This window comes from Bradyrhizobium sp. CCGUVB1N3 (assembly GCF_024199925.1).
GTDB lineage: Bacteria > Pseudomonadota > Alphaproteobacteria > Rhizobiales > Xanthobacteraceae > Bradyrhizobium.
The window spans coordinates 7,014,796-7,033,081 of sequence record NZ_JANADR010000001.1; the positions used below are offsets into that span (position 1 = coordinate 7,014,796).

Annotated in this window: 16 protein-coding genes; 6 read left to right on the forward strand and 10 right to left on the reverse strand. The window is 64.9% G+C overall.

The genetic code is table 11. The features are described from left to right. Positions 1-3: 3 nt before the first annotated feature. Together NLM33_RS33455 and NLM33_RS33460 are read left to right on the forward strand one after the other, a co-directional pair. Entirely contained in the window at positions 4-591 is a 588-nt protein-coding gene (locus tag NLM33_RS33455) for a GNAT family N-acetyltransferase (RefSeq protein ID WP_027521429.1), read from the forward strand. 101 nt (positions 592-692) lie between these two features. After that, positions 693-1,373 carry a hypothetical protein gene (locus NLM33_RS33460; RefSeq protein ID WP_254102714.1) on the forward strand — a complete coding sequence of 227 codons (681 nt, stop codon included), beginning with the start codon at positions 693-695 and terminating at the stop codon, positions 1,371-1,373. Positions 1,374-1,589: 216 nt separating this feature from the next. Here the strand turns inward: NLM33_RS33460 and NLM33_RS33465 are convergent, their stop codons facing one another. The 5 genes from NLM33_RS33465 to NLM33_RS33485 form a co-directional block, all read right to left on the reverse strand. Next, positions 1,590-2,075: an ATP F0F1 synthase subunit B gene (locus NLM33_RS33465; RefSeq protein WP_254102716.1), complete on the reverse strand. Its 486-nt coding sequence runs from the start codon at positions 2,073-2,075 to the stop codon at positions 1,590-1,592. 5 nt (positions 2,076-2,080) lie between these two features. Beyond that, entirely contained in the window at positions 2,081-2,647 is a 567-nt protein-coding gene (locus tag NLM33_RS33470; RefSeq protein ID WP_254102718.1) for a F0F1 ATP synthase subunit B, read from the reverse strand. Between the two features lie 60 nt (positions 2,648-2,707). Continuing rightward, on the reverse strand, positions 2,708-2,935 hold the full coding sequence (locus NLM33_RS33475) for a F0F1 ATP synthase subunit C (protein WP_018643436.1): 228 nt from the start codon (positions 2,933-2,935) through the stop codon (positions 2,708-2,710). 53 nt (positions 2,936-2,988) lie between these two features. Then, positions 2,989-3,738, reverse strand: a complete 750-nt coding sequence (locus NLM33_RS33480; RefSeq protein WP_254102720.1) for a F0F1 ATP synthase subunit A — start codon at positions 3,736-3,738, stop codon at positions 2,989-2,991. Between the two features lie 107 nt (positions 3,739-3,845). After that, complete coding sequence (locus NLM33_RS33485; RefSeq protein ID WP_254102722.1) at positions 3,846-4,220, reverse strand: AtpZ/AtpI family protein; 375 nt, start codon at positions 4,218-4,220, stop codon at positions 3,846-3,848. Positions 4,221-4,566: 346 nt separating this feature from the next. On the opposite strand from NLM33_RS33485, the gene NLM33_RS33490 reads away from it, so the two are divergent. Beyond that, a complete protein-coding gene (locus tag NLM33_RS33490; RefSeq protein ID WP_254102724.1) occupies positions 4,567-5,088 on the forward strand; it encodes a hypothetical protein in 522 nt (173 codons plus the stop codon). A gap of 149 nt (positions 5,089-5,237) precedes the next feature. Next, the gene (locus NLM33_RS33495) at positions 5,238-5,702 is read left to right on the forward strand and encodes a secondary thiamine-phosphate synthase enzyme YjbQ (protein ID WP_254102726.1); all 465 of its coding nucleotides are present in this window, start codon (positions 5,238-5,240) and stop codon (positions 5,700-5,702) included. A 93-nt stretch (positions 5,703-5,795) separates the two neighbouring features. On the opposite strand, the gene NLM33_RS33500 is transcribed toward NLM33_RS33495, so the two are convergent. Continuing rightward, positions 5,796-7,421, reverse strand: coding sequence for an MFS transporter (locus NLM33_RS33500; protein ID WP_254106022.1), 1,626 nt, complete (start codon positions 7,419-7,421; stop codon positions 5,796-5,798). Between the two features lie 345 nt (positions 7,422-7,766). Between NLM33_RS33500 and NLM33_RS33505 the strand changes: the two genes are divergently transcribed. After that, entirely contained in the window at positions 7,767-8,438 is a 672-nt protein-coding gene (locus NLM33_RS33505; RefSeq protein ID WP_254102728.1) for a response regulator transcription factor, read from the forward strand. Between the two features lie 143 nt (positions 8,439-8,581). Here NLM33_RS33505 and NLM33_RS33510 read toward each other — a convergent pair whose 3' ends face one another. Both NLM33_RS33510 and hemA read right to left on the reverse strand, forming a co-directional pair. Further along, positions 8,582-12,091 carry a PAS domain-containing hybrid sensor histidine kinase/response regulator gene (locus tag NLM33_RS33510; protein WP_254102730.1) on the reverse strand — a complete coding sequence of 1,170 codons (3,510 nt, stop codon included), beginning with the start codon at positions 12,089-12,091 and terminating at the stop codon, positions 8,582-8,584. A 398-nt stretch (positions 12,092-12,489) separates the two neighbouring features. After that, positions 12,490-13,719 carry a 5-aminolevulinate synthase gene (gene hemA / locus NLM33_RS33515; protein WP_254102732.1) on the reverse strand — a complete coding sequence of 410 codons (1,230 nt, stop codon included), beginning with the start codon at positions 13,717-13,719 and terminating at the stop codon, positions 12,490-12,492. A 349-nt stretch (positions 13,720-14,068) separates the two neighbouring features. On the opposite strand from hemA, the gene aroQ reads away from it, so the two are divergent. Beyond that, on the forward strand, positions 14,069-14,500 hold the full coding sequence (gene aroQ, locus NLM33_RS33520) for a type II 3-dehydroquinate dehydratase (protein ID WP_254102734.1): 432 nt from the start codon (positions 14,069-14,071) through the stop codon (positions 14,498-14,500). Positions 14,501-14,696: 196 nt separating this feature from the next. Here the strand turns inward: aroQ and NLM33_RS33525 are convergent, their stop codons facing one another. Beyond that, on the reverse strand, positions 14,697-15,758 hold the full coding sequence (locus NLM33_RS33525) for an MBL fold metallo-hydrolase (protein ID WP_254102736.1): 1,062 nt from the start codon (positions 15,756-15,758) through the stop codon (positions 14,697-14,699). 232 nt (positions 15,759-15,990) lie between these two features. Next, a complete protein-coding gene (locus NLM33_RS33530) occupies positions 15,991-18,132 on the reverse strand; it encodes a methyl-accepting chemotaxis protein (protein WP_254102738.1) in 2,142 nt (713 codons plus the stop codon). Positions 18,133-18,286: the final 154 nt, after the last annotated feature.

Consider the following 18,286-nt stretch of genomic DNA (forward strand, 5'->3'; position numbering starts at 1 on the left):
CACATGGCCCTCTTCCGCTTGCCATCCAGTGGACCCGCCGCCCTCGCCCCGCGTGGCAACGGGCTGCTGTTGCGTGCGCCGCAGATGTCGGACTTCCTGCAATGGGCGCATCTGCGCGAGGGAAGCCGTGACTACCTGACCCCTTGGGAGCCGATCTGGCCGTCCGATGATCTCACCCGCTCGGGCTTTCGCCGGCGCCTGCGCCGCTATGCCGAGGATATCGCGGCGGACCGCTCCTATCCGTTCCTGATCTTCCGGGAACTCGACAGCGCCATGGTCGGCGGCATTACGCTAGCCAATGTCCGCCGCGGCATCGTCCAGGCAGGCACGATCGGCTACTGGGTCGGGCAGCCCTACGCCCATCGCGGTTACATGACGGCGGCGCTGCGGGTGCTGCTGCCGACCCTGTTCGGCGAGCTCAACCTGCACCGGGTGGAGGCCGCCTGCATCCCCACCAATGCGCCGTCGATCCGGGTGCTGGAGAAATGCGGCTTCTCCCGTGAGGGGCTGGCGCGCCGCTATCTCTGCATCAACGGGGTCTGGCAGGACCATCTGCTGTTCGGCCTGCTGCACGAGGATTTCCGCGGCTAACCAAGCCGAAAGTCCCATTGTGTTGTCTCGTTAGTTGCCTTGGGTTCGCCGATATTGGCGATATAAACCCCAACAAGCCGGCGATCCGCCGGGACATTGTCATGGAGTATGGTCCCTTGAAGGTGAGAGAGGTTCGGTCGTCGCAGACCGCGCTGCGGCGAGGTCCGGCGATCGTGCTGGTATTGTCGATTGTGTTCGCGGCGGCTTCGCCGGCGGCGGCGCAGTCGCTGACTGACCGCTTCAAGAGCCTGTTCGGCGGGTCCTCGGACGAGCCGCCGGCCCAGACCACGACGCCGGCGCCCGGCCAGCCGGCCGACGCCCAGTCCGAGATCGATTGCCCGCCGGTCACGGTGCGCGCGGGTGCGTCCACCTATGCCGTGGCCGCCCCCGGCAAGCAGGCGGTCGGCAACGACGTGCGCTACCAGGCCTCGATCACCAAGATGGCGCGCGAATGCGTCCGCAACGGCAGCGAGATCACCGCGCGGATCGGTATCCAGGGCCGTATCGTCGCGGGCCCCGCTGGTGCGCCGTCGTCCGTCGAGATTCCGCTGCGCGTCGCGGTCGTGCAGGGCGGCATCGGCGAAAAGGTGATCGGGTCGAAGGCCTATCGCACCACGGTGACGATGTCCGAGGACGGCAGCGTGCCCTTCACCTTCGTCGCCGAGGACATGGCCTATCCGATGCCGTCGGCCGCGGTCGCTGATTCCTACGTGTTCTATGTCGGCTTCGACCCGCAGGCGTTGTCGGGATCGTCGAAGCCGGCGCCGAAGAAGAAGAAATGATTCTCGTGCCCCGGACGCGGCGCAGCGCGTAGCGGTGCGCCGCAGAGCCGGGGCCCAGTGCCTCTCTCGCCGCGTGGGTCCCGGCTCTGCATCGCGTCATTTCATGCCGCGCCGCGTCCGGGACACGAGACCTGTTCGGTCACATTCATCTGTGCTTCCCAACAAAAAAGCCGGCGCTCATCGCGCCGGCTTTTTTGATTTGTGAGGAAGCTCGCCTCAGTTCAGCTTCTGCCGAACCTCGGTGATGCCCTTGGCGAGCAGGTCGTCGGCGACCTGGCCCTTGACCGACTGCGACAGGATCGTGGAGGCGGCCTGGACCGCGGCCTCTGCGGCCGCGGCGCGGACGTCGGCGAGCGCCTGGGCCTCGGCGAGCGCGATCTTGCTCTCCGCGGTCTTGGTACGACGGGCGACGAAGTCTTCCATCTTGGCCTTGGCCTCAGTCGCGATGCGCTCGGCTTCGGACTTGGCGTTGGCGATGATGTCGGCGGCCTCGCGTTCGGCCGAGGCAGTGCGCGCCTTGTAGTCGGCGAGCACCTTGGCGGCTTCCTGCTTGAGGCGCGTCGCGTCGTCGAGCTCGGCCTTGATGCGGTCGGCGCGATGATCGAGCGCTGACATTGCCGACTTGAAGATCCCGAGATAGCCGAACACGACCATCAGGATCACGAAGGCGACGGCGACCCAGGTTTCAGGATCGAAGAACATATCGACTAACCCTTCAAGGACGCATCAACGGCGGCATTGACCGACGCCGCATCCGGAATGACGCCGGTGAGCTGCTGCACGATGGTGCCTGCCGCATCGGCCGCGATGCCGCGGACGTTGCCCATGGCGGTGGCGCGGGTCGAGGCGATGGTCTTCTCCGCCTCGGCGAGCTTTTTCGCCAATTGCTCTTCCAGCGTCTTGCGTTCGGCTTCCGCCTGCGCGTTCGACTTTTCGCGGGTCTCGTTGCTGATCGCCTGTGCGCGCGAACGCGCCGAAGCGAGCTCGCCTTCATAGGCCTTCAGCGCCGCGTCGGACTGGTCCTTCAGCGCCTGCGCCTCAGTGAGGTCGCCCTCGATCTTGTTCTGACGCGCTTCGATCGCACCGCCGACCTTCGGCAGGGCGAGCTTGGACACGATCACGTAAAGCGCGACGAAGAAGATCGCGAGCGACACCAGCTGCGAAGCAAAGGTGCTGCTCTCGAACGGCGGAAAGCCGCCGCTGTGATGACCGCCGTCGGCTTCGGTGTGGGCGTTGGTCGCTGGACCTTTCGCCCCGCCATGACTCTCGGCCATGGAGTACTCCTGTTGCTGTCACGCGCCGCTTCGGATGAAGCGGCGCGAAAGAAGTCGTTCTCAGAAAACGAACAGCAGAAGCAGCGCGATCAGCAGCGAGAAGATGCCGAGCGCTTCGGTCACGGCGAAGCCGAAGATCAGGTTGCCGAACTGGCCCTGAGCGGCCGACGGGTTACGGACGGCTGCAGCGAGGTAGTTGCCGAAGATCACGCCCACGCCGACGCCCGCGCCGCCCATGCCGATGCACGCGATGCCCGCGCCGATAAGTTTTGCTGCTGCCGGATCCATTTTAGACTCCTTGGAAGAAAGATTGGGTTGTGGGTGGAAATTCCCCGGACCGCTTAGTGTCCCGGATGAATGGCGTCGTTGAGGTAGATGCAGGTCAGGATCGCAAACACATAGGCTTGCAGGAACGCGACCAGAATCTCGAGAGCGTACAGCGCGATCGTGAGCGCCAGCGGCAGCACGCCGCCGACCCAGCCGATGGCGCCGAGGGAGAAGCCCAGCATGGCGACGAAGCCCGCGAATACCTTCAGCGCGATGTGGCCGGCCAGCATGTTGGCAAACAGACGAATGCTGTGCGAGACCGGCCGCAGGAAGAACGACAGGATCTCGATGAACATGACCAGCGGCAGGACGTAGCCCGGGACGCCGTGGGGAACGAAAATCTTGAAGAACTTCACGCCGTTCTTGGCGACGCCGTAGATCAGCACGGTGAAAAACACCAGCAGCGCCAGCCCTGCGGTGACGATCAGATGGCTCGAGATCGTGAAGGTGTAGGGAATAATGCCGACCAGGTTCGAGACGCAGATGAACATGAACAGCGAGAAGATCAGTGGGAAGAACTTCATGCCTTCCGCACCGGCCGTCGAGCGGATGGTCGAGGCGACGAACTCATAGGAGATTTCGGCGACCGACTGGAGGCGGCCCGGAACCAGCTGCGTGCCGCTGGCAAGCATCAGGATCGAGATAATGGCGACGGCCACCAGCATGTAGAGCGATGAATTGGTGAAGGCGATCGTTTGATTGCCGATATGGCCGATCGTGAAGAGAGGCTCGATGTTGAACTGGTGGATCGGATCGATTTTCATCAGCGCGGCATCTCTTGTCTGCCGGGCGAGCCGGCTGGTCTCGGTCAACCGGCCGGGCCGGCCCGTACCGGCGAGGCCGGCACGATCAAATCCTCTGGCAGGAGGGGCTACGAACCATTGCGCCTGTTTGGACCCGCGCCCGCCGATCTCACCACGTTCACCACGCCGGCCACGAAGCCCAGCAGCGTGAACACGATAAATCCGAAAGGCGACGTCGACAGCAAGCGGTCGAACCCCCAGCCAATCCCCGCTCCGACAATGACCCCGGCGATCAACTCGGAGGATAGCCGGAAACCAAGCGCCATCGCCGAGGCTCTGGCCGCTCCGTCTCCACCTTCACCTGCGGGTTGCTCGGTCTTGCTCCTGCGGTCGCGAATTTCGGACAACCGCTGATTAAGACTTCCGAGCCTTGCGGAAAGCGCAGCTTCCTCAGGCGATTCATCGCCATTTCCATTCTCGCCGTGTCTCGTGCCTTGAGCCATGAAACGAAGACCCAAAACGCCGCGGTTGAATGAAAATTACGCCGCCACCCTCGAAAGCCGCGCGGACCATACTGACCGCACATAATCAAGTCAAGCCAAGTCACGATTGCGTCGTTTTCATCTATCTATTTGATATTACTTGCGATAACGCTGCGTTCCACAGCGCTGCGCACAGCGTGACGCCGCACCGCAGCAGCTGGCGCCGCAATCGGCGGGTCTTGCCCGGATATGGTCGCCCTACCGGTATCGAACGAGCTGCGGAAATCAGCCGTCCCGCCGGCGCGTTTTTCGCGCGCGGGGTGTAGGATTGCGGGCGGGTCACATCATTTTCCGACGGAGCAGCGCCATGAGGTCAGCGACGTCATCCACAGCATCATGGTTTTCGACGGCCTTCATCGCCGTGGCTATCACGGCGGGCGGCGGTCTCGTTGCCGCGCAATCGGCGCCCGACAGCGAGAACGGCCGCTACACTATGACGCCGACCCCGGACGGCGTGTTGCGGCTCGATACCCGTACCGGGATCGTGTCCACCTGCTCGAACAACGGGGCGGGATGGGCCTGCTACGCCGTGCCCGACGAGCGCTCTGCACTCGACGCCGAGATCGGCCGCCTGCAGGCCGAGCTTGAGAAGCTGCGGGCGCAGTTGGCCGCCGGGCCGCCCGTGTCCGGCAAGATCGAGGACGCGCTGCCGAAATCCGACTCGCTGAAGAAGGCCGAGCCGAAGGTCGCGGAGAACAACCGCAAGATCGAGGTCCCGCTGCCGAGCGATCAGGACGTCGACCGCGTGATGTCGTTCCTGGAGCGCGCCTGGCGGCGGTTGATAGAGATGGCCAACCGCGTGCAGAAGGACGTGTCGGGGAAGATTTAGGACCCGCTAGCGTGCCCGCGCGTTGTCCTTCGTAGGGTGGGCAAAGGCGCGAAGCGCCGTGCCCACCATCTTTCGACGATCGGGACAGACAAGGTGGGCACGCTTCGCTTTGCCCACCCGACAGCAGTGTCCGAATTGAAAGAGTTTCGATGACATCGACGACCCGCTCCGCGCCATCGACCGTGCAGGCCACCACGATCAGCACATCGTTGCTGACAGTGCGCACCTCAGGCCGCGGCTTCGTCGACCTCACCGCGGAGGCTGCAGAATTCGTGCGCGACGTCCACGCGCGCGAGGGCGCATTGACGCTGTTCATCCGTCATACCTCGGCCTCGCTGACGATTCAGGAAAATGCCGATCCCTCCGTGCTCGTCGATCTCTCCACGGCGCTGTCGCGGCTCGCGCCGGAAAATGCCGGCTGGGTGCATGACACCGAGGGACCCGACGATATGCCGGCGCATATCAAGACCATGCTGACCGGGACATCGCTGCAGGTGCCCGTGCAGAACGCCCGGCTCGCGCTCGGCATCTGGCAGGCGATCTATCTGATCGAGCATCGTGCGCAGCCGCACCGGCGCGAAATCGTGCTGCAATTCATCGGCCAGGCGAACTGACCGGCGTGGGCTGACAAAACAAAACCGGCCGCGGATTTCGCGGCCGGTTTGCGTTTGGCTTGCGCCGGCGGCAGGCGCCGGCAGCTTGCGCGATCAGGTCGCCTTGATGTCGACGTCCTTGGTCTCCGGCAGGAACAGGAAGCCGACCACCGCGGTGATCACCGCGAACACGATCGGGTACCAGAGGCCGGCATAGATGTCGCCGGTCGAGGCCACGATCGCAAACGCGGTCGCCGGCAACAGGCCACCGAACCAGCCGTTGCCGATGTGGTAGGGCAGCGACATCGAGGTGTAGCGGATCTTGGTCGGGAACAGCTCGACCAGCATTGCCGCGATCGGCCCGTACACCATGGTGACGAAGATCACCAGGATGAACAGCAAGCCGATGATCGCAGCCACCTGCGGACGGAAGATGTCGAACGGATGTGCCATCTTGACGATGCCGGCGTCGCCCGCCTTGGGATAGCCGGCCGCCTGCACCGCCGCGAGGACGGCCGGGTTGCTGTCCTTGGCGTTGGCGTAGGGCACTTCCTTGCCGTTGACGACGACCTTGACGCCGGAGCCGGCCGCGCCGGGCATCGTCACGTATTTGACCGACGACTGCGACAGGAAGGCGCGTGCGGTGTCGCAAGGTGCGGTGAAGACGCGGGTGCCGACCGGGTTGAACAGGTCGCCGCAGCCCGCGGGATCTGCCCACACCTCGACCTTGCCCGATTCGATCGCCTTTTCCAGCGCCGGGTTGGCGTTGGTGGTGATCATCTTGAAGATCGGGAAGAAGGTCAGCGCCGCGATCAGGCAGCCGCCGAGGATGATCGGCTTGCGGCCGATCTTGTCCGACAGCGCGCCGAACACGACGAAGAAGCCGGTGCCCAGCAAGAGCGACCAGGCGATCAGCAGGTTCGCGGTGTAACCGTCGACCTTCAGGATCGATTGCAGGAAGAACAGCGCATAGAACTGGCCGGTGTACCAGACCACGCCCTGACCCATGGTGCCGCCGAGCAGAGCGAGCAGCACGAGCTTGCCGTTCTGCCAGTTGGCGAAGGCCTCCGTCAGCGGCGCCTTGGAGCTCTTTCCTTCATCCTTCATCTTCTGGAAGATCGGCGATTCATTGAGGCGGAGCCGGATCCAGACCGAGACGCCAAGCAAGAGCACCGAGACCAGGAACGGGATGCGCCAACCCCACTTGGCAAACTCGGCTTCACCGGTCGCGGTGCGGGTGAACAGGATCACCAGCAGCGACAGGAACAGGCCCATCGTCGCCGTGGTCTGGATGAAGGAGGTGTAGTAGCCGCGCTTGCCGTTCGGCGCGTGCTCGGCGACGTAGGTTGCCGCACCGCCATATTCGCCGCCGAGGGCGAGACCCTGGGCGAGGCGCAGCGCGATCAGGATCACCGGAGCCGCGAACCCGATCGTCGCCGCGTTCGGCAGCAGGCCGACGATGAAGGTCGACAGACCCATGATCAGGATGGTGACGAGGAAGGTGTATTTGCGGCCAACGATGTCGCCGACGCGCCCGAACACGATGGCGCCGAACGGGCGCACCAGGAAGCCTGCCGCGAAGGCCAGCAGCGCGAAGATGTCACGGGTCGCTGGCGGATAATCCGAGAAGAATTGCAGGCCGATGATGCCGGCGAGCGAACCGTAGAGGTAAAAATCGTACCACTCGAAGACGGTGCCGAGCGAAGAGGCGAGAATGACGAACCGTTCGTCCTTCGTCATGCCTCCTGCGCCAGCACGGGACACAGTCATTGTCGTCATGTTGAATTCGCTCCCCGAAAATCGTTTCCTCGCTCCCTGCGGATGTCCGGACGCAGCCGGGCAGCCTCTGGGCTTGCCCCCAAGGTAACATCGCCGTGAAACCGGCCCCAATACGACTTTCGGCCTTTCGCACTGACGCGTGGCTGACGGGTGCTGGCATGCAATGCCGCGTGAGGTAGAAGATCGGGATTAACCCCTTTGCCGCAAAGGGATAATGTGGGCTTGCATGCCACGGCCGCTCGGGGAAGAATTGACCCGCCGGTGCCTTGGCTTGTTGGCCCCGATCACAACGACAGCAAGAGATCGATGAACGCTCCCGCAACCCGCCTCGTCATCGCCGATGACCATCCCCTGTTCCGCGATGCGCTGCGCCAGGCCGTGGCCGGCGTTCTGACCTCGGCGAGGATCGAGGAGGCCGGATCGTTCGAAGATCTCACCAAGCTCCTGGAACAGGACTCCGACGTCGACCTGGTCCTGCTCGACCTGTCGATGCCGGGAATCTCGGGATTTTCCGGCCTGATCTATCTGCGTGCGCAATATCCGGCGATCCCGGTGGTCATCGTCTCGGCGTCCGACGACAGCGCCACGATTCGCCGCTCGCTCGACTTCGGCGCCTCCGGTTTCATTCCCAAGCGGTTCGGCGTCGAGACCCTGCGTGACGCCATCCTGAAGGTGATGGACGGCGACGTCTGGGTGCCGCCGGATATCGACCTCAACTCCGCCGCCGATCCCGACATGATGCGGCTGCGCGACCGCCTGGTGACGCTGACGCCGCAGCAGGTGCGGGTGCTGATGATGCTGTCGGAAGGTCTCCTGAACAAGCAGATTGCCTATGAGCTCGGCGTCTCCGAGGCGACCATCAAGGCCCACGTCTCCGCGATCCTGCAAAAGCTCGGCGTCGAAAGCCGCACCCAGGCCGTGATCGCCGCCGCCAAGATCGCCGGCGGCCAGTGGAAGCAGGGCACGCCGACCACTTAAGCTATTGCTGGTCCCGTCATCCTGAGGCGCTCGCGCAGCGAGCCTCGAAGGATGAACGGCCCTAGTCGGGCCGTCGTGCTTCGAGACGGCCGCTACGCGGCCTCCTCAGCATGACGGATCGGGTAAAGGCAGCGGCCCTTCGTTCACTCCGCAGCCACCATCTGCTGTGTGCGCCATTGTCCGAGCAGCGCGCGGAGCGAGGCCGGCTTCACCGGCTTGTTCAAGACCGCGATCTGCTCCTCACGCGCGGCGACCTGCACGGCCGGGCTGCGGTCGGCGGTGATCAGGATCGCCGGAATATTGTCGCCGAAGCGGCGGCGGATGTCGCGGATGGCGGCAATGCCGTTGCCGCGGTCGAGATGATAGTCGACGAGCAGGCCCGTCACGTTGCGGCCGGCCGCCTCGATCGCGCTGATCGCGCCCTCGGGATCGGCGACCGCGATGACCTCGGCATCCCAGGCCTTCAGCAGCGTGCGCATGCCGTCGAGGATCGCCGCATCGTTCTCGATGCACACAATCAGCGCGCCGGCAATCGGTGTGCGTGCGAGCGGCGTCGCGCTGGTCACGGCCGCGGTATGGGTCGCAGCCTTCGCGGTCGGCACCGTCACCGAGAACATCGAGCCGCCGCTCGTATTGGCATCGATGGCGATGCCGTGCTTGAGCACGCGCGCCAGGCGTTCGACGATCGACAGGCCCAGCCCCAGGCCGCGCGCGATCCGCGCGCCCTGTTCGAGGCGGTGGAATTCCTTGAAGATCTCGCTGCGTTTCGCGGCGGGGATGCCGACGCCGGTGTCGTAGACGCAGACTTTCAGCGATTGTCCATGGCGGCGGCAGCCGACCAGCACGCGCCCGCGCGGGGTATATTTGATCGCGTTGGAGATCAGGTTCTGGAGCAGGCGCCGCAGCAGCAGCCGGTCGGATTTGACCGCCAGCGAGCAAGGCATGAAGGTTAGCCTCAAGCCCTTTGCGCGTGCAATCGGCGCGAACTCGATCTCAAGCGACCGCATCAGGTCACCGATCTTGAAGCTCGAGATCGAGGTCGTCATCGCGCCTGCATCGAGCCGCGAGATGTCGAGCAGCGCGCCCAGGATCTCCTCGATCGCCTGGAGCGACTCGTCAATGTTCTCGACCAGCCGCGTCTCCTCGCCGCCATGCTGGCGCTCGACCAGGCTGGTGGCGTAGAGCCGCGCGGCGTTCAGCGGCTGGAGGATGTCGTGGCTCGCCGCCGCGAGGAAGCGCGTCTTGGAAATGTTGGCGTCTTCGGCGGTGCTCTTCGCCTGCGCCAGCTCCGAGTTCAGCCGCGTCAGCTCCTCGGTGCGGTCGCGCACCCGCTTTTCCAGCGTGGCGTTGGCGCGCTCAAGTGCCTCCGCCGCCTCGAAGGACGGCGTGACGTCGGTGAAGGTGATGACGAAGCCACCGCCGGGCATGCGGTTGGTCAGGACCTCGATGACCATATGGCGGTCGGGCAGGCGCTCCAGATACGGCGCGCTGTCGGTCGTATAGGCGACGAGCCGCCGCGCCAGCATCGCCTCGTGATCGTCGACTTCCGCAGGGTTGCCGGCGCCCATGAATTCCAGGATCTCGCGCAGCGGCGTGCCGAACTGGATGAAATGCGGCGGCACGCTCAGCAACTCGCCGAACTGCCGGTTCGAGCAGATCAGCTGCAAATCCTCGTCGAATACGGCGATGCCCTGGCGGACATGGTTGAGCGCGGTCTGGAGGATCTCGCGGTTGAAATGCAGTGCCGCATGGGAATCGTCGAGCAATTTTAGCGCGGCTTTTGCCGACACGGTCCGCTTACGCAGCAGCAGCGACATCACGAGCCGCGAGGAGGCCGCCCCGATCGAGGAGGCGATCATATGCTCGGCATGCTGCAACAGCTCGAAATCGGCCGGCGCCCCGGCTTCGAGCCGCACGTTGCGCCGCGCCGCAAAGGCCTCAAAGGATTGCCGCGCGCGGTCGGGCCCGAGATATTGCGCGACCGTGCTCTGGATGTCCTGCACGGTGACGGTGGTGCGCCAGCGGCGGAAATTCGGTGCGATCGGCGCGAGCGTATTGGGGACGAACAGGTCGCCCTGCACGAGCTCGATCGAGCTCGGCTGGCGCGCCAGCGAGAGCAGCACGTAGGTGAGGATGTTGAGCGACAGCGACCAGGCGACGCCATGCAGCAGCGGCGGCAGGTCGGCGCCGAACAGCGCCTGTGGCCGCAACGCCTCGATGCCGAACGGGCCGTGCTGGAGCAGCAGGATGCCCGAGGTCGAGGAGTCGAGGAAGCTCGGCAGGAACAGCGTGTAGAGCCACACCGCGAAGCCGATCAGCATGCCGCCGATGGCGCCGCGCGCGGTGGCGCGCCGCCACAACAGGCCGCCGAAGAAGCTCGGTGCAAGCTGGGCGATGGCGGCAAAGGACAGGAGACCAATTGCCGCGAGCTGGGTGTTGCCGAGCGCGCGATAATAGAAATAGGCCATCACCATGATGGCGAAGATCGCGAGCCGCCGCGAGCGCAGCAGGAAGTCGATGAAGTCCGTCGCGCCGGTGCGGCCCTCCGGCCGCCGCTTCAGCACCAGCGGCACCACCAGGTCGTTGGAGACCATGATGGAGAGCGCGACGCATTCCACGATCACCATCGCGGTCGCCGCCGACAATCCACCGACGAAGATGGCGACGCTGAGCAGGTCGTTGCCGCCCTCCATCGGCAGCGCCAGCACGTACATGTCGGGGTCGATCGCGCCGAACGGGAAGGTCACGAGACCGGCGAGCGCGATCGGGATCACGAAGACGTTGATGGCAACGAGATAGAGCGGGAACAGCCAGCGGGCGCGGCCGACCTCGGCATCGGACGAGTTCTCGACCACGCTGACGTGGAACTGGCGCGGCAGCAGCATGACCGCGCAGAACGACAGCAGCGTCATGGTCAGGAAGTTGCCGATCGAGGGCGAATAGTTGATGGCGCGCACCGCCTCCGGCGTCTTCATCGCGCGTTCGATCAATTCGTGCGGCGAGAACATCCAGAAGGTGACGAAGGCGCCGGCGGCGAGGAACGCCACCAGCTTGACGATGGATTCGGTCGCAACCGCGAGCATGAGCCCGTGCTGGTGCTCGGTGGCGTCGGTTTGGCGCGTGCCGAACAATACGGCGAAGGCGGCCATCGTCAGCGTCACCATCAGCGCCATGTCGCCGAGGATCGGGATGTGGGAGAAGGCCTGGTCTTCGCTCAAGATGGTTTCGAGCGAGGAGGCGACGGCCTTCAGTTGCAGGGCGATATAGGGCACCGAGCCGATGATCGCGATCAGCGCGACCGTCGCCGCCACCGCTTGGCTCTTGCCGTAGCGCGCGCCGATGAAGTCGGCGATCGAGGTGATGTTCTGTGCCTTGGCGAGCTGGATCACGCGGCGGAGAATGCCGGTGCCGATCCCGATCATCAGGACCGGACCGACATAGATCGCGAGGAAGTCGGTTGAGGTGCGGGTGGCGAAGCCGACCGAGCCGAAGAACGTCCAGGACGTGCAGTAGATCGCCAGCGAAAGCGGGTAGATCAGGCCGGAGGCACGGCCGGCTCGCGCCTTGGAACGGCGGTCGCCATGGCTCGCCACCAGGAACAAGAAGCCGATATAGCCGAAAGCGGCTGCGATCACGCCCCAGTCGTGCAGCATTGCTGGGGGACCTCTCCCTTGCGTCGCGGCGAAAGCCGCGTCCGAACTCATTTTCCGAAGGGAATCTAACGCTTAAGCGTGCCGCAAGCGACAGCCATTTTTCCGGTTGTCGCAGGAACCATCATCGTCGTTAAGCCAGCGCGCTGGTCTCGAGACGACTGAGAGAGTCCCCGTGTGGCACCCCCTCCCTGACCCTCCCCCACAAGGGGGGAGGGAACGGCGAGAGCAGCGCCCGTGGCACGGGAGAGGAGACGAGCTCGGCGCCAGGTATTTGCGTTTAATCGATGTGAGGTGAGCATAACCGTCTCGCTCCCTCCCCCCTTGCGGGGGAGGGCTGGGGAGGGTGGTAGCCCCGGGGAGGGTGAGAATTGGATTCTCGGGCGCTGCAGTAGCGCGACTTACTCCGCCGCCAGCGACTTCTGGCGCAGCGGCAGGCCGAGGCGGTCCCAGACCTGGAGCAGGGCTTCGGCGAGCTGATCGATCAAGCCGTCGTCGTGATAGGGCGAGGGCGTGATGCGCAGCCGCTCGGTGCCCTTGGCGACGGTCGGATAGTTGATCGGCTGGATGTAGATGCCGTGCTCTTCGAGCAGGAGGTCGGAAGCCTGTTTGCACTTCTCGGGATCGCCGACGAACAGCGGCACGATATGGGTGTCGCTCGACATCACCGGCAGGCCGGCGGCATCGAGGATCGCCTTGACGCGGGCGGCGCGGTCCTGGTGGCGCTCGCGCTCCCAGCTCGAGGTCTTCAAATGCTTGATCGCGGCGGTCGCGGCGGAGCAGATCGCCGGCGGCAGCGCGGTGGTGAAGATGAAGCCCGGGGCGTAGGAGCGCACGGCGTCGATGATCTGGCCGTTGGCCGCGATATAGCCGCCGAGGCAGCCGAAGGCTTTCGCCAGCGTGCCTTCCAGGATGTCGATGCGATGCATCACGCCGTCACGCTCGGCGATGCCGCCGCCGCGCGGGCCGTACATGCCGACCGCGTGGACTTCGTCCACATAGGTCATCGCGCCGTATTTCTCGGCGAGGTCGCAGATTTTTGCGAGCGGGGCGACATCGCCGTCCATCGAATACAGGCTCTCGCAGGCGATCAGCTTCGGCCGATTCGGGCCGGCGGCCTTCAAGAGCGCTTCGAGATCGGCGAGATCGTTGTGGCGGAACACGATCCGCTCGCAGCCGGACTGGCGGATGCCCTCGATCATCGAATTGTGGTTGAGCTCATCCGACAGGATCAGGCAGTTCGGGATGAGTTTTGCGATGGTCGCGATGCCGGTCTGGTTCGAGACGTAGCCGGAGGTGAAGAGGAGAGCTGCCTCCTTGCCGTGGAGATCGGCGAGCTCGGCTTCGAGCTGCACCAGCGGATGATGCGTGCCGGCGATGTTGCGGGTGCCGCCCGCGCCGGTACCGACCCGGGTCGCGGTCTCGACCATGGCGCCGACCACCTTCGGGTGCTGGCCCATGCCGAGATAGTCGTTGGAGCACCAGATCACGACGTCGCGCTTGCCCTTGGGCGAGTGCCACACCGCATGCGGAAACCTGCCGGCCATGCGCTCGAGATCCGCGAACACGCGATAGCGCCGTTCGGCGTGGAGGCGGTCGAGGGCGGAAGAGAAGTACTGGCTGTAATCCATCGGCAGACCTGCAGCGGAACTTGAGGGCCCAAGCGGCTAATCTTCTTAGAGCTTTTCAAGCTCTAATGTCTATGCGCCAGCCCACATTTGGCAATGCGACCGGCAGGACCATTCATAGCGGCCGAGGATCAGCAATTATTGATGTGGATCAACCAGCTAGCGCCTTGGTGTCCCGGCCGGGGACGGGCGCCGCGAGATGCGCTGCCGCGCCGGGGGCTGCACGGACATTTTGTCCAAGGCGGTTCGCCGTTCATGATCCTCGGAGCTGGCCGAGCCGGATGTCCGGCCTGTTGCCCGAAAGCGGGCAGGGCCGCCAACTCGGCGAAGCGCTTTTGCAAAGGGAGGCCCCATGAAACGCGTGATGATCCTGAACGGCCCGAACCTCAATCTCCTCGGCGTGCGCGAGCCGCACATCTACGGCACGACGACGCTTCCCCAGATCAAGGCGAGTTGCGAAGAGGCCGCTTTGAGGCTCGACCTCACGGTTGCCTTCCACCAGTCCAACCACGAGGGCGTGCTCGTCGACCTGATCCAGTCGGCGCGGCAGGATGCCGATGCCGTCATCCTCAATCCGGCCGGCTTCTCCTTCACATCCGTCGCGATCATGGACGCGATCAAGACGTTCGAGGGACCCGTGCTGGAGGTGCACGTCTCCAACATCCACGCCCGCGACGAATATCACCGTCACTCCAAGATTTCGTTCGTCGCGACGGGCGTGATCTGCGGGCTCGGGCCGTACGGCTATATCGCGGCGATGCACGCGATCGCGCAGATGAAGTGAGGCGGGGCCGCAGCGAAGGTCTGCTCCCTCGCCCCGTTCTTACGGGGAGAGGGTTGGGGTGAGGGGCGCTTCCACAATCACGGCGGCAGTTGGACTCGCGGAGAGTCCCCCTCACCCGAATTTGCGCGTCGCGCAAATTCGACCTCTCCCCGCAAGCGGGGCGAGGTAAGGGACATCGCCATTCAGAGTTTGAAGCTCAGGTCGTCCTGAACTGCAGCACGCCGTCCTTCTCTTCGGCGGTCAGCCGTCCCTCGACCAGCATGTAGTTGACGTGGGCGATCAATTCGCCCGCGGCAAAACCCATCTGGTGGGGGTCGAGCACGTGCTTGTGGAACACGACAGGCACGAGCTGTGACGAGGTCTGCGGCACTTCCCGGCAGGCTTCCGCGATCATGCGGCAGCGCTCCTCGTGATGATCGGCAAGCTGCTTGATGCGGGTCTTCAAGCCGTAAAACGGCACGCCGTGGCCGGGCAGCACCAGCACGTCATAGGGCAGCGTCGTGGTGAGGCTTGCCAGCGAGGCCAGATATTCGCCGAGCGAGTTCTGGTCGGGCTCGACTGCCCAGACGCTGACGTTCGGCGAGATCTTGCTCAGCACCTGGTCGGCGGAGAGGAACAGCTTGTCGTCGGCGCAATACAGCATCACCTGGTCGAGCGCATGACCGCCGCCGGTGATCACCTTGAAGCGGCGCGGGCCGATCACGACCTCGTCGCCATGCGAGATGCGCCGATAGGACGCCGGCAGCACCGACACGCGCTTCAGATATTCCTGGCCGCGGCCGAGCAGCTTGTCGGTCAGTGTCTCGTCCATCCCATGGCGGCGGAAGAACAGCCGCTGCGCGTTGCGCCGCTCCTCGGTGCCGCGGTTCTGGTGATAGACCGATTGCAAATATTCGACCTGCGACATTTCGAGCGGACAGTCGAACCGCTCGACGATCCAGCCCGCGAGCCCGACATGGTCGGGGTGCGAATGGGTGACGATCAGGCGCGAGATGTGGACGCCCTTCAGCGGCCCGTCGAACAGCTTCGTCCAGGCCTCGATCGTCTCCTCATTGCCGAAGCCGGAGTCGATCATCGCATACCCGTCGCCATCGGCGAGCAGGTAGATGTTCACATGGTTGAGACGGAACGGCAGCTTGAGCCGTACCCACAACACGCCGGGCCGCACCTCCACGACCTCTTCGGGGCCGGGGTGCTGTTCCCAGGGGTAGCGCAGGGCCTCGGCCGAGGACTGCACGCTGTCGCTCTTCGAATGCATGGACACTATCGGTACCCGCACATCGAGCGGGACGCCAGCCGAAAAACCACGTGGGGCGGCGTTCGCATGGCCGTCATTCCGCCCGTAATTTTCCGTAGCCCGGGTTGCGCGCGGTGCAATCCGGATACGCATGCACCGTCATTCCGGGGGCGCGCGCAAGCGCGAACCCGGAATCCCGAGGTTGCTGTGGGAGATTCCGGGCTCGGTGCTGCGCACCGCCCCGGAATGACGATCAGGCCGCGCGGATATTGCTGAGGAACGCGTCGATTTCCCCGCGCAGCACGTCGGCCTCGCGGCGCAGCGCATCGGAGGCGCCCAGCACCTCCGTCGCCGCGGCGCCCGCCTCGGCCGAGGCCGTGGAGACGCCGACGATGTTGCTGGAGACCTCGCTGGTGCCACCGGCGGCGTGCTGGATGTTGCGGGCGATCTCGCGCGTCGCGGCACCCTGTTCCTCGACGGCGGCGGCGATCGCCGTGGTCACGTCGTTGATCTCGCCGATGATCTGGCCGATGCCCCTGATCGCGCCGACCGCAGAGGTCGTGACCTGCTGCATGCTGGCGATCTGGGTGCGGATCTCGTCGGTGGCTTTCGCGGTCTGGCTTGCAAGGCTCTTCACTTCGGAGGCGACCACGGCGAAACCGCGGCCGGCTTCGCCGGCGCGCGCCGCTTCGATCGTGGCGTTGAGCGCGAGCAGATTGGTCTGCGAGGCGATGGTCTGGATGAGATCGACGACCACGCTGATGCGGCTCGCGCTGTCGGCGAGGCCCTGCACGGTCGCGTCAGTTGCCCCGGCCTCGTGGACCGCCTTCTTGGCGATCTCGGCCGAGGTGACCACCTGGCGGCTGATCTCGGCAATCGACGACGACAATTGCTCGGTGCCGGCCGACACCGTCTGCACGTTGACCGAGGTCTCCTCGGCGGCCGACGCCACGGCGTTGACCAGCGCATTCGACTGGTCGGCCGTCGACGACATGCTCTGGGCGGTCGTCTGCATCGAATTGGCCGATTGGGCGAGGCTGTCGAGGGCCGTGCGCACCGTTCCTTCGAACGATCCGATCTGCGCTTCCATGCGCGCGGCGCGCTCGGCCTTGGCGGCGCGGTCCTTGTCCTGCTCGCTGGAGAGCGCGCGGGCCTCGATCATGCTCTGGCGGAACACCTGGAGCGTATCGGTCATGGTGCCGATCTCGTCACTGTGTTTGGTGCGGACGATCTCTGCGTCGAGGTCGCCGGCCGAGAGCAGCTGCATCGCGCGCTGCAGTCCCCCGATGCGCCGCAGGATGTTGCGTCCGACATAGAGCCAGACGAACAGCGCCGAGCCGACCAGGGTCAGCGCGCCCAGCGCCAGCATGACTATGGTGGCGAATGAAATCTGCCTGCGCGCCTGGAAGGTCGAGTCGTTGGTCTCCTTCTGCACGCCTTCGACCAGTTGTTGCACGCTGATGCCGAGGCCGACATTGAGCTTGCGGGTTTCATCGAGCACGGTCTGGCCGTAGTCGGTGGCGTCGAGCTCCTTCTCGCGCAGATTGAACACGCCGGTTTTCCCGGTGCCCAGCGCAAGCAGCTTTTCGGCCGTCTCGCGCAGCATCTTGCTGCCCTGATTGTCCGGCAGCAGGTCGAGGTTGGAGCGCAGGCGTCCCTGCGCCGTCTTGAATTCCTTCTGGATGTCGTCGAGCTTATCGGCGGTGTTGGCCGAGAGCGCCGCGCTCATGTCGGCGGCCGCGAGATTGCCGCTGGCGACGACATTGCCGAGCTGGCCGACGGTCTGCGCCGCTTCGGTGGCGTCCTCGGCCGACAGGTTCGCCGAGCCGAGAATCGCGTTCACCTGGGTCTGCGCATTGAGCATCGCGGGGCTTGCCGCGCCGACGAAATCGCCCTGCGCCTTGCGGAGCGCATCGTATTGCTTGTCGTGAAGGGCCGCGACGTCGAGCCGCTCGCGCGCGGCCGAGGTCAGGCTTTGCGCTGCCTCATTGAGGTTCTTGATGGTGTCGTTAAGTCCCGTGACGACCGTCTTGTCGGCGCCGAGCTCGATGATCTCGCCGAGCTTCTGCTGGACCTGCTGCTGCAATTCCTTGAGCTTCTTGGTGCGCTCGTTCAGCGCGTCATCGCTCGGCGCGGCGAGCAGTGCCGGTCCCTGTGCCGCGAGGCTCGCGCTCAGGGCGGATAGTTGCAGGCTTGCGGCGAGACGCGGAATGTCGCGTCCGCTCAGATCGACCATGCGCTCGCCGAGATTTTGCAGCACATAGCCGGCTCCCGCCGAGATCACGAGGCCCATGCCCGCGATCACGGCAAAGGCGGCGAACAGGCTGCCGCGCACGCCCCATTTCGGCAACGAGACACGAGGCCTTGATCTGCCCAGGCCCACACGGATCGCCATCAGAATTCCCCCACGCCGATTACTTTATATTTTGCGGGCGGCAGTATCGGGGTAGCGAGTTAAAAAATCGCAAGTGCCGCAATTGCTTGCGCTCTTTCCACACGACGAAAAAAGAAGGGCCGGCGAGATGCCGGCCCTTCCCGCAAGATCGGTT